This is a genomic window from Kitasatospora sp. NPDC048407 (genome assembly GCF_043200475.1).
In the GTDB taxonomy this organism is placed as follows: domain Bacteria; phylum Actinomycetota; class Actinomycetes; order Streptomycetales; family Streptomycetaceae; genus Kitasatospora.
In genome coordinates, this window is record NZ_JBICXW010000021.1 from 12,749 (window position 1) to 34,763 (window position 22,015).

Here is a 22,015-nt window from a genome sequence, read left to right on the forward strand (position 1 = left end):
CTTTCGGCGGTGGCCGGTTCGCCACCGCTGCACGTGCCGCCCACTCTGCGACTTGAACTAAGGTTCAAGTCAAGCGCCGGACCAGCGCGACGGCGGAGAGAGAGGATCGGCGGAGCATGCGCATGACGATCGGTCAACTTGCCGAGATCACCGATGTCCCCGCGTCGGCCATCCGGTTCTGGGAACGCCACGGCCTGCTGCCAGCACCCGAACGCCAGAGCGGGCAGCGACGCTATCCGCCACAGGCCGCAGAGCGAATCATGCTGCTGCGCAAGTTCCAGCAAGCCGGCCTGAGCCTGGCCGAGGTCAGAGAGTTCCAGCAGGACCAGCCGCGGCGGCAGGCGATGATCCGCGCCAAGGTCGCCGAGATCGAACAGCGCATGATCGATCTCGACCACGCCCACCAACTCCTGACCCATGCCCTCCAGTGCGGCCAGTCGGACATCGTCAGTTGCCCGACCTTCCGGGACCAGATGGCGACCTGGAGCCACTCCGACTGACGCCCGATCGACGGCACCCCGCTCGGCGACGCCGGAACGAGTCAGACGCCGGGCGGCGGCGTCAGGCCGAAGCGCGAGATGACGTCGGGCAGCCAGTCGGGCCGCCCGAACCGGAGCCCGTACTTGGCGGCGAGCGCCGGAATCGCATCCTCCGTCCCCGGCGGCCCGTCGGAGAACCCAAGGACTCACCGACCACGCGGCGGTCGAGCTCATGGTCACCCTGCCGGGAGCGGTCGGCACCAAGCCCTGACATCAGGGCTCACCAATGAACGCGCGCCCGCCGTCGGCCCGTTGGCTTGTCCCGGGGCGGTGCCTCCGGACGGCAACTGGCGTGTCGCGTACACGGTCGAGGATGATCGTGGGGCGGGTGCTCCCTGTGGAGACCGCCGCGACGTCTGTAGCAACCTGCGTCGCACACTGCCGAGCCCGATCGTTCCCGGTCCACGAGCCGGACTCGGAAACATCGGACCCGGACCGGACGGGGGTGGACGTGCCCAGCACCGAACTGAGCCACAGCTACGACATCGCGGCGCCGCCCGCCGCCGTGCTTGCCCATCTGGCGGATCCCGAGAACTACATCGGGCTCTCCCCTCTGCTCGTGGACGTGCGGGACGTGCAGCACGAGGACGGGGTCACGCACTACGTGGCCGTTGAACGCTTCCGGTTCCTCGGACTGATCCAGCACGACAACGTCATCCGGGTCACCCTGCGCACCGACGACGCCGGGCTGCCGGACGAGGCGACGGTCAGCGGCGAGGTGGTCAGCCCGGGTGGTGTGCGGATGGACTACCGCTTCGCCGTCACCGCCCGAGGCGCCGACGGCTCCCTGGTGCTCGATCGACTGCGGCTGCACGCCCCGTTCGGCCTGCTCCGCTACGCGGCCGGGAAGGCCGGAGCAGTGCAGGCCGAACGCGGCCGGGTGCTGGCCCGGCGACTGGGCGGCGGCAGCTGAACCGGGCGGAGCCGCAGACGTCACCGAGCGCACTGCGCTGCTTCGTCGCGTCGGGCCGGACGGCGGGTTGAGCACCCTCCCGCTGGACGTCCCGGACGTCCCGGACGTCCCGGACGTCCCGGACGTCCCGGACGTCCCGGACGTCCCGGGCGGGATGCGCGGCCGGCACCGGGAGCCGTCCGGTTGATCTGGTGCGGCCGAGTCGGCGTCAGCTAGCATCCCTCGTGACCGTGTTCAGTCATTTATGCGAGCTCATGGGGGCGGGTCGTGCGACCCAGAATCGGCATCACCGCGCGCTTACGCAGGTCGGTACAGAGCCACGCTGTCCACCAGGCATACGTCGAACAGGTCGCGCGCGCAGGCGGTGTACCGATCATCATCCCGTTCGGCGACGAGAAGCTGTGCGAGCCGATCCTGTCCGCGCTGGACGGTCTGCTGCTCACCGGCGGCGAGGACATCGATCCCGCCCACGCTGCCGGAACGCCCCGGCAGGAGGGGTACGACTACCACCCCGAGCGCGACGTGTTCGAGCTCCGGCTGGTCGAGTTGGCCCTCGACGCCGGGATGCCGACGCTCGGGATCTGCCGCGGCTGCCAGGTCCTCCATGTCGCGGCCGGGAACCGGCTGATCCCGCACATCCCCGACGAGACCGACGGCAGCGTCTCCCACCGGCTCTCGGTCTCCGAATCCTCGCGGCACCGGGTCGAGCTCGTCGCCGACGGTGAGGTGGCGCGGGCGTACGGGGAGCGCTCCCTGCTGGTCACCTCCTACCACCATCAAGGGCTGGCGATGCCCGAGCGGGCCGATCCGCGGTGGCGGGCGACCGCGCATTCCGACGACTCGCTCGTCGAGGCCATCGAGTTCACGGGCGACAGCTGGGTGGTGGGCGTGCTCTGGCATCCGGAGCTGCCCGCGGCACCGGACCCGGCCGGCGGTGCGGACCCGTTGATCTCCGCCTTCGTCTCCGCTGCGGGGCGCCGGAATGTTTGAGGTCCACCGGCTCGGCCCCGGGGATCTCGGGCTCATCCTCGATATGCAGGAACGCATCCGCGCGGGCCTGGCCGACCAGACGATCTTCCAGCCCAGTACGGAGGAGTTCATCTCCTACTGCCTCGCGGACGGCGGCCATTGCTACGGCGTCTCCCACGACGGCGAAACGGTCGCGTACCGGATGGTCTATTTTCCGCGTGATCGCGAGTTCAACCTCGCCAAGGACACCGCGCTCCCGGCCACCGAGTACGACCGGGTCGCGCACTGGGACACCATCGCCGTCCTGCCCGACTGGCGCGGACACCGACTGGCCCGGCTGCTGAACACCCGGGCCCTGGCCGATCTGGTGGCCACCGACGTCCGCCATCTCTTCGCCACCAGCTCACCGCGCAACCCGCACGGGATCCGTTCGCTGATCGAGACGGGCTTCCGGCCGATCCGGCTGGTGGAGAAGTTCGGCGGAAAACTCAGGTTCCTGTTCTACCGGTCCACTCCGGCCGGCTGGCCCGAGGCCGCCGGTCCGGCACAGGCCGTCGCGCTGGCGTCCACCACAGAGCTGGAACTCGCCTTCCAGGACGGGTGGATCGGCACCGGCATCACGATCGACGACTCCGGGCCCCGACTTGTCATGCAGAAGTGGTCTCTTCCCTCCAACGACGAAAGGTTCTTCTCGTGACCAAGGTCCTGATGGCCACAGTCACTTCAGGGCTCGAGGGTTCGGACTTCCTGAAGTCCGGAAACATCGTCCACGCACCGGAGTTGTCGCTCGCGTCGGACGAACGGGTGGTCGACTGCGCCATCCAGCACGGTGCCGATGCCCTGATCACACCTCGACGGCCCGATGACTCGGCACTGCGCCTGTGGTCGGAGTCCGTTCCCGGCCCCAAGTTCCTCTCCTATGTGATCGGCATACCGGGAGCGACCCGGCTGCCCGGCATCACCGAATTCCAGCAGAACGACACCGACTTGGACGCCCTGGCCACGGCTCTGCGACGCTGCGAGCAGCAGTTCGCCCTCGGCCGGCCTTCCGTCGGCGGCGATCCGCAGAACCGTGAGGTCGTCCTGATCGGCGCCGGGATCGTCAACCTGGTCACCGCGCTGGAGCTGACCGACAACGGCTACCACGTCACCGTGCTCGACAAGTCCCCGTCACCCGGAAGCAAGGACTGGCGGCAGTACGGCTGCACCCACGCGGGCGACGATGCCCGGATGTTCACCTTCACCGAGATGGACAGCTACAACAACCAGGACTTCCACGGCAGCGCCCCGTCCTGGTTCCGGGCACCGGTCACCGAGAACGGCTGGCTGGCCAAGAGCGGCTCCGCCCTGCCGAGTTCGGAACGGGCCTGGATCGAGGAGTTCCAGCGCGTTCCCGCCTGGCTCGCGCGGGCCTACAACGAGGACATCTTCGCCTTCACCGCGGAGGCCTTCCACGGCTGGAACCGGTTACGCGGCGACCACCCCGACCTCTTCGAGGACGCGGTGTTCGCCGAGGACATCCTGCGGCTCTACTCCGACCCGCGCGGGCTCGAGGCCGCGCTGGCCCGCCACCGCCGGATCGGCGCCGTGCGCCGCGAGTTGACGCCTGCCGAGGTCGCCCGTGACTTTCCCGGTCTGGCCCGGCCCGTCCAGGACGGGGAGCTGGCCGGTGGCCTGCTGGTACCCGGATTCACGGTGAACGTCCACAAGTTCGCCGGGAAGATCATCGCGCAGCTCGAAGCCCGGGGCGCCGTCTTCCACTGGGACACCCCGGTCCGCGGCGTACGGCGGGACGACGCCGGGAGGCTCACCGGATTCACCTGCGACCGACCCGTTCCCGAGACCGCACACGTCGTGGCCTCGCCGGGATTCGAGGGACAGGAATTGCTCGCCGGATCTCCGTGCGAGGGGCGGATCCACGGTGTGCTGGGCGGTTGGATCCGGATCAGCAACAAGGGCATCGACCTGACGCACTCGCTCAAGGTCGCCCGCAAGGGACACGTGACCGAGGACGCCAACGTCACGGTCGCCGTGGACAGCGACGGCCAGGAGATCCTGATCGTCGGCTCCGGCTACGGGTACGTCGGCACCACGACGGACGGCATCGACGAACGGCAGCTCGCGGCGATGCGGGAGGGCATCCGCGACACCATCGAGCGGCTGTTCCCCGACCGGGCCGAACTGCCTGAATCCTCCGACCCGGCCGAGAACTACGCTTTCAAGTTCTGCGTCCGCCCCTGGACCGCGACCTCACTGGGCCTCTACCACGCCGAAACCACGGTGAACGAGCGCCTGTTCATCATCAACGGCGGCCACAACACCGGCGGTTTCGCCCAGGCGCCCGCGATCGGCCGCGCCGTCCTCGCCTCGCTCCGCGGCGAGCCGCACCCGATGCACGCGCTCTACCACCCGGAACGCTTCACTGCCTTCATCGAGGGAGGAAACCACTGATGGGCAACCTCGATCCCGCCGACTGGCAGGAGTTCCGGGACCTCGGCAAGCGGATGATCGACGACATGGCCGACTACCTCGAGGGCGTCCGTGACCGCCCGGTCTGGCAGCCCGTCCCCGACAAGGTCCGCACGGCCCTCGACACCGAACTGCCGCGCAGCGGTACGCCGATGGCCACCGTGTACGAGGAGTTCTGCGAGTCGATCCTGCCGTATCCGCGCGGCAACATCCATCCGCGCTTCTGGGGCTGGGCCAACGGCTCCGGCGTGCCCATCGCCGCCTACGCCGATCTGCTCGCCTCCGTCATCAACTGCACGCTCGGTTCGGGCGAGAACGCGGCGATGCTGGTCGAGCGGCAGGTGATCGAATGGCTCAAGCAGGCCTTCGACTGGCCCGCCGAAGCCTCCGGGGTGCTGACCAGCGGCTGTTCGATGGGTCAGATCATCGCCCTCGCCGCCGCGCGCCAGGCCGGCGGGAGTTGGGACATCCGTCGCCACGGCAACCTCGGCGGTCCGCAGCTCACCGTCTACGGATCCGTCGAGACGCACCACTCGTTCGAGAAGGCGGCCGAACTCCTGGGAATCGGACGGGAGTTCTTCCGCCAGATTCCGGTCGACCGGGACTTCAGGATCGACCCGGCCGCGCTGCGCGACGCGATCCGGCGCGACCGCGAGGCGGGGTTCCATCCGCTGTGCGTGGTCGGAAACGTCGGCACCGTCAACACCGGTGCCATCGACCCCCTGGAAGAGTTGGTGGCCGTCACGCGCGAGGAGGGGCTCTGGCTCCATCTCGACGGCGCCTTCGGCGCGTTCGCCTATCTGCTGCCGACCCACCGACGGCTGCTGGCATGCCTGAACCAGGCGGACTCGCTCGTCTTCGATCTCCACAAGTGGCTCTATCTGCCGTTCGACGTCAGCTGCGTCCTGGTCAACCGGCCGGACGGCCTCGAAGCGGCCTTCAGCTCGAACGCGGACTACATCAGCCGGACCGACCGCGGCCCCGCGGCGTACGAAGTCGCGTTCTCCGACCGGAGCATCGAGCAGTCCAGGCGTTTCCGGGCACTGAAGGTCTGGTTCGCGCTCAGGACACACGGCCTCGACGCCTTTGCCGACGCGATCTCGGGCAACATCGCACAGATCTCCCACCTGACCCAACTGGCCGACGCCTCAAGCAGTCTGGAGGTCGTCTCCCGCAGCCTGCTGAACATCGCCTGCCTGCGCTACGTCTGGCCGGACGCCGAGGCGGACCAACTCGACCGGGTCAACCGGGAGATACTGTCACAGCTCCAGGTCGGTGGCTTGGCGATGCCCTCGCACACCGTCATCGACGGGAAGTTCGTCATCCGAGTCGCCAACAACAACCACAGGACGACAGTGGCCGACATCGAATTCCTGGTCGACCGGATCCAGGCGATCGGCGACCAGCTCACCGACCGTCCGCCGAAGGCCCCCGCAGGTGATTCCCGTTAAGGCACCCAACTACTCGATCGGCCTCCCGGCGGCACTGGCCGCGACCGCCCTGTGGGGATTCACCTTCCTCGGGCCCGCCGCCATCGCCCCGGTCAACATCTACTACCTGGTGGTGGGCAGGTACGCGGTCTTCGGCCTGATGTCGATGGCCGTCCTGGCGCTCAACCTCGGCAAGGCACGGAGGATGGGGGCGCGGAGCTTCCTGAAGGCCATGCACCTGGGCGTGGTCGGATACATCGGCTTCTACCTGCTGCTGTCCCTGTCCGCCACGATCGGCGGCGGAGTCCTCGCGTCCACCCTGACGGGCCTGATCCCCGCGATGGTCGCCCTGGCCTCCAACGTCTTCGAGAAGGTGCTGAGTTGGCGACGGCTCCTGCTGCCGACCCTCATCGTCTCCGGCGGTCTGCTCCTGGTCGACCGCGGCTCCGCGGCCGACCGGGCCGACGGCTCCGCGAACCACATCCTGATCGGGATCGCCCTCGGCTTCGCGGCCTGCCTGGCCTGGGCCTACTTCGTCATCGTCAACGGAATCATCCTCAAGCGCGCCAAGGTGCCCGTCGACAACGCGGTGTGGACCGCCAGCATCGGCCTCGGCGCGTTCTGCGGATCCACCCTCCTGATCCCGCTGGCCCGATCCGGCAGCGGCCCCTCGCCATTCGCCGACCCCGGCACCTTCTGGCCGTACCTGGGCTGGTGCGCCGCACTGGCGCTCCTCGGCTCCTGGTGCGCCACCTGGTTCTGGAGCGCGGCAACGAAACGCCTGCCCACGACGATCATGGGCCCGATCATCGGAATGGAGGCCGTCTTCGGCGTGGTGTTCAACCTCCTGTGGCAGCACCGCCTGCCCGGCTTCTACGAACTCACCGGCGCCCTGCTGGTCGTGACCGGCGTCTTCCTCTGCGCCTACCTGTTCAACCGCGCGGCGGCCGCACCACCACCTGTGCTCAGGGCGGCCGAGTCGCCTTGATCCTTCACGCCCGGCCGCCCGTCAACCGGCCGACCGGGACGTCGCTCTGTGGGTGCGTTTGGCCAGCAGGCCCGCGAGCAGCATGACGAGCAGGCTGATTCCGACGCCGCAGAACGTCCACAGCACCCGGTAGCCCTCGGCGGCGTAGTCGGAGGGCTGCGGGAGGTCCACCAGAACGAGAACGCCCGCGGCGATGGCCGCGCAGTAGAGCGCGTAGTTCCAGAAGCGAATCGCCGCGCCGTGCACCAGCAGTACGAGTGCGACCACTTCGAGTCCGCGTAGGACGGCGAAGAATCGCAGCCCGTGCTCGCTGGTGGGAATCAACAGCAGCAGCGCAGCCGCGACCGCGCCGATCAACGCGCCGGTCAGCCGCTGCGCAGAGACCAGCGTGGCCTGCTCCAGATTCGGCTTCATCGCGACCATGGCAGCGATCGGCATCCAGTAGCCGTGCGACAGGTCCAGCCCGAAGGCGAGCGCGACAGTGCCGGCGATGGCCAGGGCGCGGATCACCGCGAACATGATCAGCGGCCGGGTCAGTTTCCGGCGCGAGGTGTCGCCCGGGAGTTCCGTCACCGGCTGGGGCCTGTCCACGCGTCCCTGAATCAACCATCCGGCGAACGTGACGACGATCCACAACGCCGAGCCACCTGCCCAGGCAACCGTCTGGGCCCAGGTGTAGCTGGTGATGCGCGCGTGCTGATGGAAGCTGGAGGCGGCGCCGAGGGTGACGATGAACCAGAGGTTGAGGAGCATGGCGGTGACGAACCTTCGCGTCCCGTACGCGACCGCCAGGCCGGCCACGAGGGTGACCACGAAGGCCGCGAGCACCAGCCAGCCCCAGGCGTCCCCGCCGATGCCGAACCCGAGCGCGGTCACCCCCGCACCGAGCAGGGCGAAGACGGCGATGTGCGACACCCGGCTCCGGTAGCTGCCGCCCGGGTCGTCCAGCGCTGCGAACAACAGGCCGAAAACCGCGCTGAGCAAGTACTGCTCGTGCCCGATCGCCCAGAAGACGACCAGCGGCACCAGCGCGACATCGAGGAACATCACCGCCCGCGGCCAGTTCAGGCCCGCCGGGTTGAGTGCGAACACTTTCGAGAGCCCACTCGTGATCCTCCGGCGGGCCGGCTGTCCGGCTCGACTGCTGGTACCGGTCATGGACACCCTCTCTCTCGCGGCATTTCACCGTTCACGTCACTTCAGGCGCATTGTTCGATCCTCTCGGCGTTGCCGTGCGGCGGCCCGCCGGGCCGTCCGTGACGAGGGCCTGTTCACCCGGCGCTGTTACTCGTGCGCCCCCAGATGGTTCAACCCTGAGGCGGGTACGGACACTCAGGCGGCTTCCTCGGTGCGCTCGGGCAACAGCAGCACCGCGCCGATCAAGAAGCACACCGCGCCGATCAGTGTCTGCGTGTTCGCCCGGTCGAGGTTGTGAACCTGGCCGGTCACCGGGCTGACCCAGCCGGCCACGGCGGAGACTCCGAACGCGATGGAACCGATCAGATTGACCAGCGTGATCCACCAGGCCCAGGTTCGGGGGCGCCAGGCCAGCCACCCGTGGCAGGCCTCGTACCAGGCGAGCGCGCTGGCCACCAGGAAGCAGACCGAGCCGATCGCGTCGGGCCGCCACACATGCCGGTGTGCCGCCTGCGCGGAGAGGTTGTCGGCCATGGCGAGTGCGGTGCTGACGTTGAAGTAGACGGTCCCGAGAAGTTGGACCGCGGTGGCCCACCAGTCGATCCGGCCGGGCTGGACGACGAAGAAACGTCGGCGGCGAGGATTCTGCGCCGGTAACGAGGCGTCGACTGCCTCCCGGTAACAGAGGAACGAAGCCGTGGTGAAGAACAGCGAACCGACGAAGTAGGTGATCGCGTCGCCGCGCGACGACCCGAACGCATTGGCGTACCCCGGGATCGAGCCGACCGCGAACAGCAGCGACCCGACGGCGAACAGGACGGCGATCCACCATCCGCGCGCCGCGGGCGCCCACCACGTCGATCCGGCGGCCGGCTCCTGGTGCTTGCGGTGGCGCCGCGATCCCCGGCGGACGAGCACCCCGTTCGGGCCCACGTGCTCCACGAACGTCAGCGCGGCACCGCGGCCCCGACCCCGACCGGCCTTCTGTCCCCCGGTCATCACGACGACCTGCCCGTTCGCCTCATCGCTCTTCTCCCTCACCCTGACCCGGAACCGTGCGCCGCCGACGCTGCCCTCGTCTCCCTGGAGGAGCTGGCGACCCTGCTCCGTTCTCACCACGCGTGATCCCAATGGGTGTCACATCACGCCGTTCACCGCACATGCCCAGCGGGACACGCTCAGGATTCCCCGGCCGGACGCCCTGCGCATCCGCCACCGCCTCACCGAACTCCAGAAGGCGCTGGACGAATCCGACGACGGTCGGCGGCGAACGGCCCGTCGCAGGCCGAGTCATTCAGGCACTCCTGCTCAGCTGGTGGCTCGCAGTGCGTTGCGGTCCGGCTGCGGGAGCCACCAGTCGGCGACAGCAGCCTTCACCATCCCCGCGGCCAAGCGGGCACGAAGGCTGCAGGCCATGGGCGAACCCGAGCACGCCAACGCGAGCTGAGCCCGGAACACGAAGAAGGCCCCGACCACTGAGTCGGGGCCTTTCGTTTGCCCTGGCGGGCGAAGGCGGAGGATACGAGATTCGAACTCATGAGGGGTTCCACACCCCGGTCGCCATGCAGCGAGTTGCGAAGTCGCCTTCGAGCCGGGGCGCCACGCTCACCGCTCCCCGACATCACTCATTCGTGTTCAGCAGTCAGGATGACAAGAGCCCACTGAATGAATCGAGCCGGAGTCCTCACCTACGGCTTCACATCGAGACGCACGAGCGCGCCGATCTCGACGAGTTGGTCCGGCAGCGCCAAGTCGGAAACGCCCATGACCGTGCTGGTGGGGCGGTGCTCCCCGAAGTACTCGGCGTGGAGGCGTGCTGTCGTGTCGAAGTTCTCGCGCAGGTTCCGCACCAGAACCGTGGTCTCTACTATCTGGCTGCGCTCGGCCCCGAACTGCTTCAGTACCAGGTCCAGGTTCTCCAGCGTGGTGCGGACCTGCAGTTCGAAGTCGTCGGCACCCACGAAAGTGCCGTGACGGTCATGGGACAGCTGCCCCGACACATAAACCGTGTCACCGACCTGAGTGGCCTGGCTGTATCCGTACAACGATTCCCACGGCATGCCGAACCCGAATGCCTTCACCTGAGTACTCATGACTCACTCCCTTGATACAACTTGTGGGCCGCTGGCTGCGGATAGGTCCTTACGCGAAGAATTTACGGGTTCGTGTAAACGACGATTGTCCGGAAGTGCCTTCGAAGTGTTCTTCGTGCGCACAAAATTGGCTGCGTTGGGCCCCTTCGGTCGCTGGTGTGATGAGCGGAACCATCCGGACTGTTCCCGCCCGCACCCGGAAAAGCGCTTGCCGCGCCCGCGCCCGAGTGATCTGCTCGCCCGATGGACATCCGCCTGCGCACCGACCGACTGACCCTCCGTCGCCTCTCCCCCGCCGACCTCCCCGCCGTCACGGCGCTGTGCGGCGACCCGGAGGTGATGCGGCACCTGGAGGACGGCCGTCCGATGCCCGCAGCGCAGGTCGCCGAGGAGGTGCTCCCGGCGGTGCTCGACGAGTACGACCGACTGCCGGCCGGCCTCGGCTGCTGGGCGCTGGCCACCGGCACGGAGAGCTTCCTCGGCTGGGCGGCCCTGCGCCCGGCCCACTCGGTGGGGCTGGAGACCGGCCCGTCCGGCGGACTGGAGATCGGCTACCGCCTGCTGCCCGCCGCCTGGGGCCGGGGGTACGCGACGGAGGCAGCCGTCGCCCTGGTGCGCGCAGCGTTCACCGAGCTGAAGGCGGAACGGGTGGTGGGCACCACCATGGCGGTGAACTCCGCCTCCCGGCGGGTACTTGAGCGGGCCGGACTGCGCCACGTCCGCACCTTCTTCGAGGACTGGCCGGACCCGATCCCGGGCAGCGAGCACGGCGACGTGGTCTACGAGCTGACCCGCACCGACTGGGCGGCGAGCCACCCGGCCTGACCGGGCGGGCGTCAGGAGTCCAGGAACGCCAGGAAGTTCGGCCAGGCCTGCATGTGCGCAGCCTGGTTCGCGGCAGCGTCGCCCCCGAGGTCGATCGGCGAACCGACGACGGGGGCCACGGTGCTCCCGGTGGGCAGGTACGGGATGCCGGCGACCGCGTGTCCGGCACCGGCGTGGAGCACGGCCTGCCGGTTCGGCGCGGCGGCGGTCGGGGTGCCGAGTTGGAGCGCCCACCGGGGCGACGGCCAGAGCCGGTCGCGCTCGCCGGCAACGGCCAGGATGGACGCGGGGGTCCGGTCCAGCGCGATCGGGCCGGCCGGAACGGGCGCCCCGTTCAGCGTCCAGGCCGCCCCGTCCGGCAGCCCGGCGTTGACCTCGGCGGACGGCGCGTACACCATCACCCGCCGTACCAAGTCGGGCAGTTGGCCGGCCACCAGCAGCGCGAGCTCGCTGCCGCGCGAGTTGCCCTCCACCGTGATGTCGCGGCTGCCGGTCCGCTCGGCCAGCAGCCGGGCGGCGCCGACGGCGTACTCGACGGGGATGTTCTGCAGGGTGTCCGGCAGTCCGGGCAGGCCGAAGTAGGCAACGGCCAGCGCGGGGTGGCCGTGCGAGGCGAGCAGCGCGGCGGCGGCGACGCCCGAGTTGCCGCCCTCGGAGCCGCCGAGCAGCAGGACGGGGGATTTGGCGGGCGTTCCGGCGGGCGGCAGGTAGAGGGTGCCGGCCACGTGGTCGGTGGCGGGGTTCAGTTCGGTGCGGGTGACGCCGTCGGCGGTCCAGCGGCGGAGCACGGTGAATTCGCCGGTGGCTCCGTCGTCGGCGACGGCGGTGATCCGGACCGGGAGGGCGGCCGCGTCGTCGGCGGCGGGTGGCGGCGGGCTGAACACGGTGTTGGCGCTGCCGTTGGTCGGCAGCATCGACCAGAACAGGCCCATCCCGTCGGCATGGTGGTAGGAGCCCCTGATGGGCGCGTCGCCCTCGAGGTGGACCTCGCCCCGGCCGTCGGCAAGGTAGACGGCGGTGGACCGCCAGCCGATGCCGGCCTGGTCCTCGGCCTCCGCGGTGACGGTCACCACCTGGCCCGACGACATTCCGGCCACCACCAGCCGCACGGGCCGGTCCGCGAGCGCTCTCCGGTCGTCGAAGAGAATGGCCAGACGGTGCGTTCCCGTCCGCTTCGGCGTGCAGCCGGTCGAGCCGGTGAGCAGCAGCGCGGCCAGGGCGATGCCCAGGCTGCGGCGCGTTGTCCAGACCATCCGATCCCCCCGTGTTTCGGAGCATTCTGCCCCCGGCATGAGTCCCCATCAAATGCGCCGGCCTCGAACTCCGCTTCCGCACCCGGAGGTTGGGCACCACGACGGCCGCCCGCCCGTCCTCACCCTCTGAGCGTCGAACCCCTCCGGACACCCGGAGGAAAGGTCCGCGACACCTGGAGCCCCTATTGTCCGGGCCACACCGGTCCGAGCCCCCGAGCCGCCGCCGGGCCATCTCACGAGCGAACAGGACTGACGCCATGCTGAACCACCGATCGATATCCGCGGGGTTTGTCCGGTGATCGACTGGTTCCACGGGGCCGTGCTCGGTCTCGTACAGGGTCTGACCGAGTTCCTGCCGGTCTCCTCCAGCGCGCACCTGCGGGTGTTCTCGGCCCTCGCGGGCTGGGACGACCCGGGCGCGGCGTTCACGGCGGTGACGCAGTTGGGTACCGAGTCCGCGGTGCTGATCTACTTCCGCCGCGACATCGGCGCGATCATCAAGGCGTGGACGCTGTCGCTGTTCCGGGCCGAGTGGCGGCGGGACCAGAACGCGAAGCTCGGCTGGTACGTGATCGTCGGCACGCTGCCGATCGGCATCATCGGCAAGCTGTTCCAGGACACCATCGAGACCACGCTGCGCGACCTGCGGCTGATCGGCACCACGCTGATCGTGTTCGGTCTGATCCTCGCCGTCGCCGACCGCTCGCGCGCGGTCCGCAACGCCCGCCCGATCAGCTCGCTGACCTTCCCGCACGCGCTGATGTACGGCGCCGCGCAGTCGCTGGCGCTGATCCCGGGCGTCTCCCGCTCGGGCGGCACGATCAGCGCCGGTCTGTTCCTCGGCTACAGCCGCGAGGCCGCCGCCCGGTACTCGTTCCTGCTGGCCATCCCGGCGGTGCTGGCCTCCGGCACGCTCGAACTCTTCAAGATCGGCGAGGGCCCGGCACCTGCCTGGGGGCCGACCATTCTGGCCACCGTGATCGCCTTCGCGGTCGGCTACGCGGCGATCTCCTGGTTCCTGAAGTACATCTCGCACAACAGCTTCATGCCGTTCGTGATCTACCGCGTCCTGCTCGGCATCACCATCATCGGCCTGGTCACCGCGGGCGTCCTCGCCCCGGACGCGGGCGCGATGCACTGACCTGCCACCACCCCGGAAGGGGCGGGCCCCGGAACGACCGGGCGGCCCGCCCCTTTTTCGTGCGCGCTACTTGTCGTAGAGCATCCACCACTGGTGCAGTCGGCCGTCGGCCGGCTCGATGGTCACGGACTGGTCCTCCCCGTTGGCCTGAAGGACCATCTCCGGGTCCTCGTTGCTGGCGATGGTGCTGCGCTCCCGGTCGGTGTCGACCACCCACTTCTGGTACTCGTCGTCCGGGTCGCAGACCAGTTGGGTCACGGAGTGCCCGTCGCCGGCGTCCGCGATGCACTTCCCGTAGTGGCCGCCCTTGATGGTGTAGACGCCCAGGCCGTCGGACGTCTCGGCGACCTTGGTGAACGTCCAGTCCTGGTAGCCGAGTTCGGAGTCCCGGGTCAAGAAGGCGGCTCCGAGGTACTCGTCCAGGTTGGTGCCGTCGCTCGCGGCCTGGACGGACTTGCTGAACGACTCGCCCTCGGCCCTCGCCGGACCGCCTCCGAGGACGACGACGCCGGCGAGTGAGACCGCCGCCGCGAGGGTGGCGGCGGCCTTCCTGGTGATGTGCACTGCCTCTCCTTGTCCGAGCTGTTCGCGGACACCTGGGGCCCGGACCGGGCCCGTCCGCCCAGTCGCGAAGCTAGAGCGCGCACCACCGGTTCGCGCCCGCCACGATCCGCGTCGCCCTGATCGGCCACGGCAATTCACCTGAGCAGCGCACACTGCCCGCCCGACACGCCGCAGCCACCTGCATTGCTTGTGATTCGATCAGGTGTGCGATTTGATGCGGTGCCATGACACTCGCTTGGAAACTGGTCGTTGACAGCGCCGACGCCTCCGCCATCGCCGAGTTCTGGGCCGCCGCCCTCGAGTACGAGGTCGAGGACCCCACCGCGCTGATCGACTCCCTGCTCGCCGCCGGTCGCCTCCCCGCCGCCGCCGTGCTCGAACTCCCGGACGGCCGCAAGCAGTTCCGCGGCTTCTCCGCCGTCCGCCACCCCGACGACCCGCACGACCCCGTCAGCGGCATCGGCAAGGGCCGGCGCATCCTCTTCCAGGACGTCCCCGAAGCCAAGTCCACCAAGAACCGCCTCCACCTCGACATCCACTCCGACGGCCGACTCGAACCCACGGTCGAGCGCCTGGAGTCCCTCGGCGCCAAGCGCGTCAAGGAACACGACCAGGGCCCGGTCGGCCACTGGTGGATCATGCTCGACCCCGAGGGCAACGAGTTCTGCGTCGCCTGACGTCCCGTCACCCCGCCCCTGGTGCGGCCGGCCGGCACGGACGGGCATCCTCGCGCTGTGCGAAGATGCCCGCCATGACGACGACTTGAAGAGCGCCCGGCCGCCGCCCGTACTGGCTGAAGGTCCACCCCTGGGAGCCCCGCCGCGACGGGGACCGCTACCTGTGCGGTGACTGCGACGCCCCCGTCCGCTCGTACCTGTACCGGCTCCACCCGCCCGAGTCGTCCGGCTACGAGCGCTGCGTCCGGCTCGGCTGGTGTGCCGGTTGCCGGGTGTACTCCACCGCGCTGGTCTTCGTCCCGCGCGGGCGCGTGCTGACCGATGCGCTCGCCGGCCTTCCCGCCGAGGAGCGCGAACGGCTGCTCCGCAAGGAACACCTGCTGGTGGCCCACCTGGCCAGGCTGGATCGGACACAGAGTCCCTGACGGCCCGTCACAACCCCGGCCGCCCGTCCGCGAGGTGGTCGCCGAGCGGGGTGCGGTGGTAGAGGACGCGGCGGCCGAGGCGGGTGCGGTCGACCAGGGCGGTGTCGCGCAGGACGGCGAGGTGGCCGCCGACGGTGCCGACGGACTGGCCCATCAGGGTGGCGAGTTCGCTGGTGGTGGCGGGAATGTCGAGGTGGCGGAGGATCGCCGCGCGGCCGGCGCCGACCAGCCGGGCGAGGGCCTGGTCACCGGCGGCGGCGGGGCCGGGTACGCCCGTTCCGCGGGCGGGGTAGACCAGGGCGTGCGGGCGGCCGGGTGCATGGCACAGCCAGGAGCTGCTGCGGGAGCTGACCGGGACGAACAGCATCCCGTCCGGCCCGACCACCTGGTCCGGGCCGGGCCGGTCGCTGAACCGGATGGCGTCGGCGCCGACCCACGCGGTGCGTCGGCTCATCAGGTGCAGGGCGCGCGGCCAGCCGTGCGCGGCGAGCAGTCCGGCCCGGTGGGTGACGTCGCGCTGCAGGACGGCCCGGCGGGCCGGCCACTCGGCGGCGAGGTGGGTGTCCCAGACCGCGCGGAACAACTCGGCGGCCCGCGCGCCGTGTTGGCGTCCGGTGAGCCAGTCCAGGTGCCGGTCGCTCTCCCAGCTGTGCGCCAGCGACAGCCGCAGGCTCTCCCGTACCGCCTCGTCCGGCACCCGCGCCGCCTCGGCGAGTTCGGACTCCAGGGTGGTCTCCATCCCGCCGCCGGGCGGCACCACCAGATGCTCGGGAAGCCACTTCGTGGCCGAGATCAGCCCGACCAGCCCCCGCGCGTACGGGTCCGCCCGCAGCCGGGCGTGGAACTCGACGCGATGCCGGGCATGCCACTCCGGATGCCACGAATCCGCTGCGGGGCGGGCGAGTTGGACGATCGCGGCGAGCGTCTCGGCGAACGGCGACAGCGCGAACCGGGAACGTGACAGCGCCAGCGAGTCCAGTCGCAGCATCACCATGGCGAACGTCCGCCCCTTCCTCAGCTTTCGTCGGTCGCCGAAACGATAGAGGCCCGGCGGTGCGGCCTCGCACACTCTGCGGGTGCTTCCACCACTCCTTCACCACCCCGGTTTCCGCTGGTTCTTCGCCGGCCGCGCGATCTCCCTGCTCGGCAGCGCGATGGCGCCGGTGGCACTGGCGTTCGCGGTGCTCGACGGCTCCGGCCGAGCCACCGACCTGGGCGTCGTCCTCGCGCTGCGGACGCTCCCCCTGCTGGCGTTCCTGCTGCTGGGCGGCGCGATCGCCGACCGCCTCCCGCGCCGCACCGTCCTGCTCGCCACCCACCTCGGGGCCGGCCTCACCCAGGGCCTGGTTGCGGCACTGCTGCTGACCGGCCACTACGCGCTCGGCCCGATCGCCGCCCTCGAGTTCCTCAACGGCCTGCTCACCGCGTTCACCTCGCCCGCGCTGGTCGGCGTGCTGCCCGAACTCGTCCCGCGTGAGCAACTGCGGCCCGCGAACGCCCTGTTGGGCATCGCCGCCAACGGCAGCAAGGTACTCGGCCCGGCACTGGCCGGACTCCTCGTGGCGGGCGTGGGCGCCGGCTGGGCGGTGGCGGGCGACGCCCTCAGCTACCTGCCCGCCGCGCTCTGCCTCGCCCGCCTCCCGGCCGGCCGGATCCGCGCCCAACGGGCATCCCTGCTACCGGAGTTGCGCGAAGGCTGGACGGCCTTCCGGCGCACCCGCTGGATCTGGTGGACGACCTGGTCCTACTGCGCGACCAACCTGCTGCTCACCGGCCCGTGGCAGATCCTCGGCCCACAGCTCTCCGGCCCCGCCCTCTGGGGCACCCTGCTCGCCGCCCGCGGCACCGGCCTCCTGCTGGCGGGCGCCGCCCTCTACCGGCTCGCCCTCCCCCGCCTGCTCGCCGCCGGCCAACTCGCTGGCCTGACCCTCCCGTTGCCCCTCCTCGCCCTCGGCCTGCACGCCCCCACCCCCTGGCTCCTCGCCGCCGCCCTCACCGCCGGCCTCGGCAGCGCCCTCGCCACCACCGCCTGGGACACCTCACTCCAGGAACACCTCCCACCCGACCTCCTGTCCCGCGTCTCCTCCCACGCCGACGTCTTCTCCTACCTCGCCATCCCCCTCGGCCAGCTGGCCTGCGGCCCCCTCGCCACCCACTACAGCCCCCACCTGCTGGCCACCACAGCCGCCCTCACCCAGGCCACCCTGACCCTCCTCCCCCTCCTCTCCCCCCACGTCCGCACCCTCCCCCACCTCAAACCGGCCTGACCACAACCCCGAACCCCGCTCCGCAGTCCGGACAGGCTGAACTCCCGCTCGTACAACCGGGCTGGGGGCCGTCGAGTTGGTCCGTCTCGGCCGGTCGCACCGGCACCGCATGCGTCGTCCCGTCGTGGGCAGCCGCGATCTGCGCCAGGCGGGGCAACGCCGCCCAGCTCGCCGGGTACGCGGTGTCCAGCTGCGGGCACAGGTGGTCCATCAACTCCGGCCAGCGGGCGGCCGGGTCGGCGGCGAAGCGTTCGAGTAGCGCCGGTAGGTGGTCCGCCGGTCCGCAGGCGTCGGTGAGCAGTGACCAGTCCATCAGTGCGGCCGTGCGCGACGGCTACTTGTCGCGGCGGGAGGACCTGCGACGCACCGCGAAGGCGATCAGCGTGCCGAGCACCACGACCGCGGCGAGGCCGCCGAGGACGATCGTGGTGATGCTTTCGGTGTCCTTCTCGGACACGACGGGCGTGCCCGAGGCGGTGGCGGACACCGACGGCGCGGCAGAGGACGGCGCGGTGGCGGACGGCGCGGCGGAGTCGCTGGCAGCGGCCGAAGGCGTCGCGGCAGCGGGAAGCGGGGTGGCTCCGGCGGCGGCCGGGCGGAGGGCGAGGACGGGGGCCGGGTGTTCCGGCTTGCTGTCGCCCTGCGGGAGTTCGATCCACCGGTCGGTGTGACCGTCGGAGTAGTCGACCAGGGTCTTGAACACCACCGAAGTGGCGGCGGGGAGTTGACGGACCTTCACGGAGAACTCCGCGGCCGCGCCGGGCGCGAGGGCCGGCCCGGCGACCGTCCAGCCGTCGGCGGTGGGGGTGAATGCCCAGCCGTCGGGGGTCTTGACGGAGGTGATGTCGGCGGGGGCGAGCCCGGCGGGCAGCGTGACCTTGAGGCCGGTGATGCCCGCCGTGGAGGACTCGCCCTCGGCGGAGAAGGTGACGGTGGCATCGACGCTGAGCGCCTGCGCGGTCGAGGTGTTGACCTCGACGTGGGCGGCGGCGCCGCCGGCCGCCCCGAGGAGCATCCCTGCGGTGAGGAGGGCTGTCAGGGCGTGGCGCGGAGCTCGCGATCGCTGCATGGGCGTGACTCTACCGGTCGCGGGCCGTCAGACGGCCGCGAACGGCGGCATGGACCTCGGCTTCCTCGGCGGGGTCGGCGGCGAGTCGGCGCAGACGTTCGAGGACGCGGGCGTCACCGGTGGTGGTGACGTGGGTGGCGGCGAGTTCCCGGGTGGATTCCTCGCAGTCCCACAGGCATTCGACGGCCGGGCCCTCCCCGAAGTACGGGTCGGTGACGGCGAGTGCCTGGGCGGCCCGGCCGCGCAGTTCGGAGGAGGCCGCTTCGCCGTAGACGTGCCGCAGGGCTGGCACGGCCGCGGCGGCGCGCAGTCGGCCGATGCCGTCGACGAGGCTGCCGAGGGCGGTGCCGGTGACACCGTTCAGCGAGATCCATTGGTGGAGCGCGGCGACCACCAGCGGTGCGTCGCACGCTTCGCCGGCGTCGGCGAGGAGGCGGACGGCGGCCTGGCCGAGGGCGCTGTCGGCACTGCCGGTCGCCGGGTCGGCCCAGCGGCGGGCGTGCTTGAGCGCCTCGGGACCTCGCATCCGGCCGAGCAGTTCCAGCGAGGTGGCGACGATCCGGTGGTCCAGGTCGGCGGCGGCGGTCTCGATGTATTCGGCGGCGGCCGGGTCGCGTTGTTCGACCAGGTGCCGGAGGGCGGCGCAGCGGGCGCCGGCGGGGCCACCGGCGGCGGCCTCGTGCAGCAGTGCCGCGTCCTCGGGTCGGACGACGGCGGTGAGGCAGCGGGCGGCCGCGGCGGCGCGCCGGGCGAGGGCGCCGGGTTCGCGGCTTTCGCCCTGGTCGGCCCAGGCGAGGACGTCGGCGGTGGACCAACCGGGCGTGACGCCGGGGCGGTTGAGTTGCCGCTGCCACAGGTCGAAGGGGGACTGCTCGCTCGCGGTGGCGATCCGCGGGTGGTGGACGGCCCACAGCCGCCAGACCCGTGGCTCGTACGCGGCGCGGATGGCTTCGCGCAGTTCGGCGTCGCCCTCCGGACCGGCCGGGAAGCGGCGCAGGACGGCGGGAGCCAGGGCGAGCAGCGCCTCGTCGGTGTCGCGCAGGGCGAGTTCGTCGAGGGCCCAGGCCCAGTTGGTCCCGGTGGTGGTGTAGGCGCGCAGCAGGTCGAGGGCGTCGCGGCGGCCGTAACCGGCGAGGTGGCCGAGTACGGCCAGGGCGAGGCCGGTGCGGGCCTCGTCGGTGTCGGTGGCGTCCTCGGGGGAGGTGAGGTGGAGTTCGAGGCCGGTGAGGGGGGCCTCCAACTCCATGTAGAGCCGCGCGTAGTACAAGGAGCGGTTCTCGACCTGCCAGTCGGCGCGGGGGTCGTTGGTCACGCAGCTCTCGACGGCGGTGATCGCCTCGTCGCGGTCTGCGGCCAACGCATGCAGCTGCCCGTCCCCGCGGCCTCTCTGGAGGAGGCCGAGGAGGCTGGCGCTGGGCGCTATCACTGGCTCGAACATGAGGTCAGCATCCGTTGCGGCGGTCGTCAAGGCAACGGGATTTCCGTCGCCGGGGTCGGTTGGCACAGCTCAGGCGCCCGGGCGCCGGAATCACCGAAGGTTACCGGCTCGGGGGCCGATCCGCACACAGGGCAACGGATTTCCGCAGGTACGGCCAGTCCGAGCCGGTTCCGTCCGTACCGGATCGACCGGTTCCGGACGTCGGGTCCGCGCGCCGGGCGCGTGCCACACACTTGTCACGCGCCCGTCACGCACCGGCGGCTCAGATCGGCCGGGGGTCCCGGGGCGCGGGCAGTGCGTCGCGGATCCGTTCGCGCAGTTCGGCGACGGCCGGCAGGCCCTGGTGGCGTTCGGCGAGCCGGTCCATCTCGCGGAGCCGGTCCCAGGTGCGCTTGGAGGAGGTCTGGTCGATCCCGTCGAGGACGCTGTTCGCCTGCGTCACGGCCGCCTCGGGTTCGCCGGCGATCCAGTGCGCGGAGGCCAGCGTGATCCGGTCGAGCAGCGCGGAGCGTTCCCGGCCGGTCTTCTGCCGCAGCCGGACGGCCTCTTGCGCGTGGTGGACGGCCAACGGGACGGCGCCGGCGTCGTGTTCGGCGAGGGTGCGGTGAACGAGCGCCTGCATGCCGTGCATTTCGGCCTCGTCGAACAGCTGCATCCAGCCGGGGGCGGGCCGGTCGGCCTCCTGGACGAAGAGGTGTTCGGCCTCGCCGAGGGTCCGGCGGGTGGCGTCGGAGCGGCCGAGCGAGGCGTGCGCCCAGGCTTCGACGGTGCACAGCATGGCGCGGGTGCGGGGCAGTGCGCCGTCGGCGGGGCGGGTGCCGGCCCGGGCGAGCTGCATGAGTTCGAGTGCCTCGTCGGCGCGGCCGAGGTGGAGCATCTGGCGGGCGGCGCGGGAGACGGCCTCGGCGGCCCGGGGTCGGTCTTCGGCCTCCCGGGCGGCCTGGGCGGCGATCACGAAGTAGCGCTGGGCGGTGGGTTCGAGTCCGACGTCGTGGGACATCCAGCCGGCCAGTACGGCGAGGTTGGCGGCGACCGTCCAGAGCCGGCGTTCCAGGGCGGCGGGGTGGCCGTGGGTGAGCAGGCCGCCGACTTCGTTGAGCTGGCCGACCACGGCCTTGCGCTGGAGTCCGCCGCCGCGGGAGGCGTCCCAGGCGCGGAACACCTCGACCGAGCGTTCGAGGGCGGTGACTTCCTCCTCGCCGACCGGGCCGGCTTCGTAGACGTCGGCCACGGGGCCGGGGCCCCGGGTGCGGGGGCCGCTGGCGGCTTCGGCGGCCGCGCCGCCGGTGAGCCAGTCGTGCAGGTTGTCGGCGATGACCGCGCCCGCCGCGAGGGCCGCGGAGGCGCCGACCAGTCCGCGTCTGTTCAGCATGAGGTCCATTCCCGTGAACTCGGTGAGGACCGCGGCCGTCCGATCCGGTGCCCCGGGTTCCGTCGGCGGTGGTGCCGTGCTGCCGGACCTGGCGGATCGGTGCCGTTCGAGACCTAAGTCCTCAGTGGTGACGACACGGCCGAGCCGCTCGGTGAACACCGCCGCCAGCACCCTCGGCACCGGGTCGCGCGGGATTTCGCCCTGCTCGATCCAGCGCCGGACCCGGGAGGTGTCGGTGGACAGCTGCTGCTCGCCCAGTGCGGCACCCCGCCGGTTGACCAACCGTGCCAGTTCGCCCTTCGACCAGCCGGTCAGTGCGAAGTGGTCGGCCAGTCTGCTGTTCGGCCCCCTGCTCAAATGAGCCCCCAGGTTCATCGGCTGGCTCACGACCCTAGTGGCTCTGTCACATGCCAAGCGACCATTCGCCAGGGTTCGCCAGGGTCCGC

General features: G+C 70.9%; 22 protein-coding genes. 12 read left to right on the plus strand and 10 right to left on the minus strand.

What is annotated here, in order from left to right:
• Positions 1–116: 116 nt before the first annotated feature.
• From ACGFWJ_RS29385 to ACGFWJ_RS29415, 7 genes are all read left to right on the plus strand, one after another.
• Positions 117–500 carry a MerR family transcriptional regulator gene (locus ACGFWJ_RS29385; RefSeq protein ID WP_392954962.1) on the plus strand — a complete coding sequence of 128 codons (384 nt, stop codon included), beginning with the start codon at positions 117–119 and terminating at the stop codon, positions 498–500.
• A gap of 490 nt (positions 501–990) precedes the next feature.
• Entirely contained in the window at positions 991–1,452 is a 462-nt protein-coding gene (locus ACGFWJ_RS29390; RefSeq protein ID WP_392954964.1) for an SRPBCC family protein, read from the plus strand.
• 267 nt (positions 1,453–1,719) lie between these two features.
• Entirely contained in the window at positions 1,720–2,442 is a 723-nt protein-coding gene (locus tag ACGFWJ_RS29395; RefSeq protein ID WP_392954966.1) for a gamma-glutamyl-gamma-aminobutyrate hydrolase family protein, read from the plus strand.
• A gap of 43 nt (positions 2,443–2,485) precedes the next feature.
• Positions 2,486–3,118, plus strand: a complete 633-nt coding sequence (locus ACGFWJ_RS29400; RefSeq protein ID WP_392954968.1) for a GNAT family N-acetyltransferase — start codon at positions 2,486–2,488, stop codon at positions 3,116–3,118.
• Complete coding sequence (locus ACGFWJ_RS29405; RefSeq protein WP_392954970.1) at positions 3,115–4,872, plus strand: NAD(P)/FAD-dependent oxidoreductase; 1,758 nt, start codon at positions 3,115–3,117, stop codon at positions 4,870–4,872. The genes ACGFWJ_RS29400 and ACGFWJ_RS29405 overlap by 4 nt, the downstream gene beginning before the upstream one ends.
• Complete coding sequence (locus tag ACGFWJ_RS29410; protein WP_392954971.1) at positions 4,872–6,341, plus strand: pyridoxal phosphate-dependent decarboxylase family protein; 1,470 nt, start codon at positions 4,872–4,874, stop codon at positions 6,339–6,341. Before ACGFWJ_RS29405 ends, ACGFWJ_RS29410 begins: the two co-directional genes overlap by 1 nt.
• Entirely contained in the window at positions 6,328–7,308 is a 981-nt protein-coding gene (locus ACGFWJ_RS29415) for a DMT family transporter (protein ID WP_392954973.1), read from the plus strand. Before ACGFWJ_RS29410 ends, ACGFWJ_RS29415 begins: the two co-directional genes overlap by 14 nt.
• 21 nt (positions 7,309–7,329) lie before the next feature.
• On the opposite strand, the gene ACGFWJ_RS29420 is transcribed toward ACGFWJ_RS29415, so the two are convergent.
• The 3 genes from ACGFWJ_RS29420 to ACGFWJ_RS29430 form a co-directional block, all read right to left on the minus strand.
• The gene (locus ACGFWJ_RS29420) at positions 7,330–8,466 is read right to left on the minus strand and encodes an FUSC family protein (RefSeq protein WP_392954974.1); all 1,137 of its coding nucleotides are present in this window, start codon (positions 8,464–8,466) and stop codon (positions 7,330–7,332) included.
• Between the two features lie 174 nt (positions 8,467–8,640).
• Positions 8,641–9,444: a hypothetical protein gene (locus ACGFWJ_RS29425; protein ID WP_392954976.1), complete on the minus strand. Its 804-nt coding sequence runs from the start codon at positions 9,442–9,444 to the stop codon at positions 8,641–8,643.
• A 689-nt stretch (positions 9,445–10,133) separates the two neighbouring features.
• Positions 10,134–10,538: a RidA family protein gene (locus ACGFWJ_RS29430; RefSeq protein ID WP_387648434.1), complete on the minus strand. Its 405-nt coding sequence runs from the start codon at positions 10,536–10,538 to the stop codon at positions 10,134–10,136.
• 243 nt (positions 10,539–10,781) lie between these two features.
• On the opposite strand from ACGFWJ_RS29430, the gene ACGFWJ_RS29435 reads away from it, so the two are divergent.
• Positions 10,782–11,363, plus strand: coding sequence for a GNAT family N-acetyltransferase (locus ACGFWJ_RS29435; protein WP_392954978.1), 582 nt, complete (start codon positions 10,782–10,784; stop codon positions 11,361–11,363).
• A gap of 11 nt (positions 11,364–11,374) precedes the next feature.
• Here the strand turns inward: ACGFWJ_RS29435 and ACGFWJ_RS29440 are convergent, their stop codons facing one another.
• Positions 11,375–12,616, minus strand: coding sequence for an acyl-CoA thioesterase/bile acid-CoA:amino acid N-acyltransferase family protein (locus ACGFWJ_RS29440; RefSeq protein WP_392954980.1), 1,242 nt, complete (start codon positions 12,614–12,616; stop codon positions 11,375–11,377).
• Between the two features lie 298 nt (positions 12,617–12,914).
• Between ACGFWJ_RS29440 and ACGFWJ_RS29445 the strand changes: the two genes are divergently transcribed.
• Positions 12,915–13,757 carry an undecaprenyl-diphosphate phosphatase gene (locus ACGFWJ_RS29445; protein ID WP_392955116.1) on the plus strand — a complete coding sequence of 281 codons (843 nt, stop codon included), beginning with the start codon at positions 12,915–12,917 and terminating at the stop codon, positions 13,755–13,757.
• A 66-nt stretch (positions 13,758–13,823) separates the two neighbouring features.
• Here the strand turns inward: ACGFWJ_RS29445 and ACGFWJ_RS29450 are convergent, their stop codons facing one another.
• Complete coding sequence (locus tag ACGFWJ_RS29450) at positions 13,824–14,321, minus strand: RICIN domain-containing protein (RefSeq protein ID WP_392954982.1); 498 nt, start codon at positions 14,319–14,321, stop codon at positions 13,824–13,826.
• Positions 14,322–14,545: 224 nt separating this feature from the next.
• Between ACGFWJ_RS29450 and ACGFWJ_RS29455 the strand changes: the two genes are divergently transcribed.
• Together ACGFWJ_RS29455 and ACGFWJ_RS29460 are read left to right on the plus strand one after the other, a co-directional pair.
• A complete protein-coding gene (locus ACGFWJ_RS29455; protein ID WP_387648447.1) occupies positions 14,546–14,998 on the plus strand; it encodes a VOC family protein in 453 nt (150 codons plus the stop codon).
• A 272-nt stretch (positions 14,999–15,270) separates the two neighbouring features.
• Complete coding sequence (locus ACGFWJ_RS29460) at positions 15,271–15,423, plus strand: hypothetical protein (protein ID WP_392954984.1); 153 nt, start codon at positions 15,271–15,273, stop codon at positions 15,421–15,423.
• A gap of 7 nt (positions 15,424–15,430) precedes the next feature.
• Here the strand turns inward: ACGFWJ_RS29460 and ACGFWJ_RS29465 are convergent, their stop codons facing one another.
• Complete coding sequence (locus ACGFWJ_RS29465) at positions 15,431–16,417, minus strand: ArsR/SmtB family transcription factor (RefSeq protein ID WP_392954986.1); 987 nt, start codon at positions 16,415–16,417, stop codon at positions 15,431–15,433.
• 82 nt (positions 16,418–16,499) lie between these two features.
• Here ACGFWJ_RS29465 and ACGFWJ_RS29470 point away from each other — a divergent pair, with 82 nt between their 5' ends.
• Positions 16,500–17,690: an MFS transporter gene (locus tag ACGFWJ_RS29470; protein ID WP_387867436.1), complete on the plus strand. Its 1,191-nt coding sequence runs from the start codon at positions 16,500–16,502 to the stop codon at positions 17,688–17,690.
• On the opposite strand, the gene ACGFWJ_RS29475 is transcribed toward ACGFWJ_RS29470, so the two are convergent.
• The 4 genes from ACGFWJ_RS29475 to ACGFWJ_RS29490 form a co-directional block, all read right to left on the minus strand.
• The gene (locus ACGFWJ_RS29475) at positions 17,677–18,003 is read right to left on the minus strand and encodes a hypothetical protein (protein ID WP_392954988.1); all 327 of its coding nucleotides are present in this window, start codon (positions 18,001–18,003) and stop codon (positions 17,677–17,679) included. The two genes, ACGFWJ_RS29470 and ACGFWJ_RS29475, sit on opposite strands and share 14 nt — an antisense overlap.
• A gap of 21 nt (positions 18,004–18,024) precedes the next feature.
• Complete coding sequence (locus ACGFWJ_RS29480) at positions 18,025–18,759, minus strand: DUF1775 domain-containing protein (RefSeq protein ID WP_392954989.1); 735 nt, start codon at positions 18,757–18,759, stop codon at positions 18,025–18,027.
• 10 nt (positions 18,760–18,769) lie between these two features.
• A complete protein-coding gene (locus tag ACGFWJ_RS29485) occupies positions 18,770–20,197 on the minus strand; it encodes a HEAT repeat domain-containing protein (RefSeq protein ID WP_392954991.1) in 1,428 nt (475 codons plus the stop codon).
• Between the two features lie 262 nt (positions 20,198–20,459).
• Positions 20,460–21,926: a hypothetical protein gene (locus ACGFWJ_RS29490; RefSeq protein ID WP_392954993.1), complete on the minus strand. Its 1,467-nt coding sequence runs from the start codon at positions 21,924–21,926 to the stop codon at positions 20,460–20,462.
• Between the last annotated feature and the right edge of the window lie 89 nt (positions 21,927–22,015).

Coding starts and splice junctions, on each gene's coding strand:
- ACGFWJ_RS29385 (WP_392954962.1), top strand. CDS start 117: ATGCGCATGACGATCGGTCAACTTGCCGAGATCACCGATGTCCCCGCG.
- ACGFWJ_RS29400 (WP_392954968.1), top strand. CDS start 2,486: ATGCAGGAACGCATCCGCGCGGGCCTGGCCGACCAGACGATCTTCCAG.
- ACGFWJ_RS29410 (WP_392954971.1), top strand. CDS start 4,872: ATGGGCAACCTCGATCCCGCCGACTGGCAGGAGTTCCGGGACCTCGGC.
- ACGFWJ_RS29420 (WP_392954974.1), bottom strand. CDS start 8,466: ATGACCGGTACCAGCAGTCGAGCCGGACAGCCGGCCCGCCGGAGGATC.
- ACGFWJ_RS29425 (WP_392954976.1), bottom strand. CDS start 9,444: ATGACCGGGGGACAGAAGGCCGGTCGGGGTCGGGGCCGCGGTGCCGCG.
- ACGFWJ_RS29430 (WP_387648434.1), bottom strand. CDS start 10,538: ATGAGTACTCAGGTGAAGGCATTCGGGTTCGGCATGCCGTGGGAATCG.
- ACGFWJ_RS29435 (WP_392954978.1), top strand. CDS start 10,782: ATGGACATCCGCCTGCGCACCGACCGACTGACCCTCCGTCGCCTCTCC.
- ACGFWJ_RS29440 (WP_392954980.1), bottom strand. CDS start 12,616: ATGGTCTGGACAACGCGCCGCAGCCTGGGCATCGCCCTGGCCGCGCTG.
- ACGFWJ_RS29455 (WP_387648447.1), top strand. CDS start 14,546: ATGACACTCGCTTGGAAACTGGTCGTTGACAGCGCCGACGCCTCCGCC.
- ACGFWJ_RS29465 (WP_392954986.1), bottom strand. CDS start 16,417: ATGGTGATGCTGCGACTGGACTCGCTGGCGCTGTCACGTTCCCGGTTC.
- ACGFWJ_RS29475 (WP_392954988.1), bottom strand. CDS start 18,003: ATGGACTGGTCACTGCTCACCGACGCCTGCGGACCGGCGGACCACCTA.
- ACGFWJ_RS29480 (WP_392954989.1), bottom strand. CDS start 18,759: ATGCAGCGATCGCGAGCTCCGCGCCACGCCCTGACAGCCCTCCTCACC.
- ACGFWJ_RS29485 (WP_392954991.1), bottom strand. CDS start 20,197: ATGTTCGAGCCAGTGATAGCGCCCAGCGCCAGCCTCCTCGGCCTCCTC.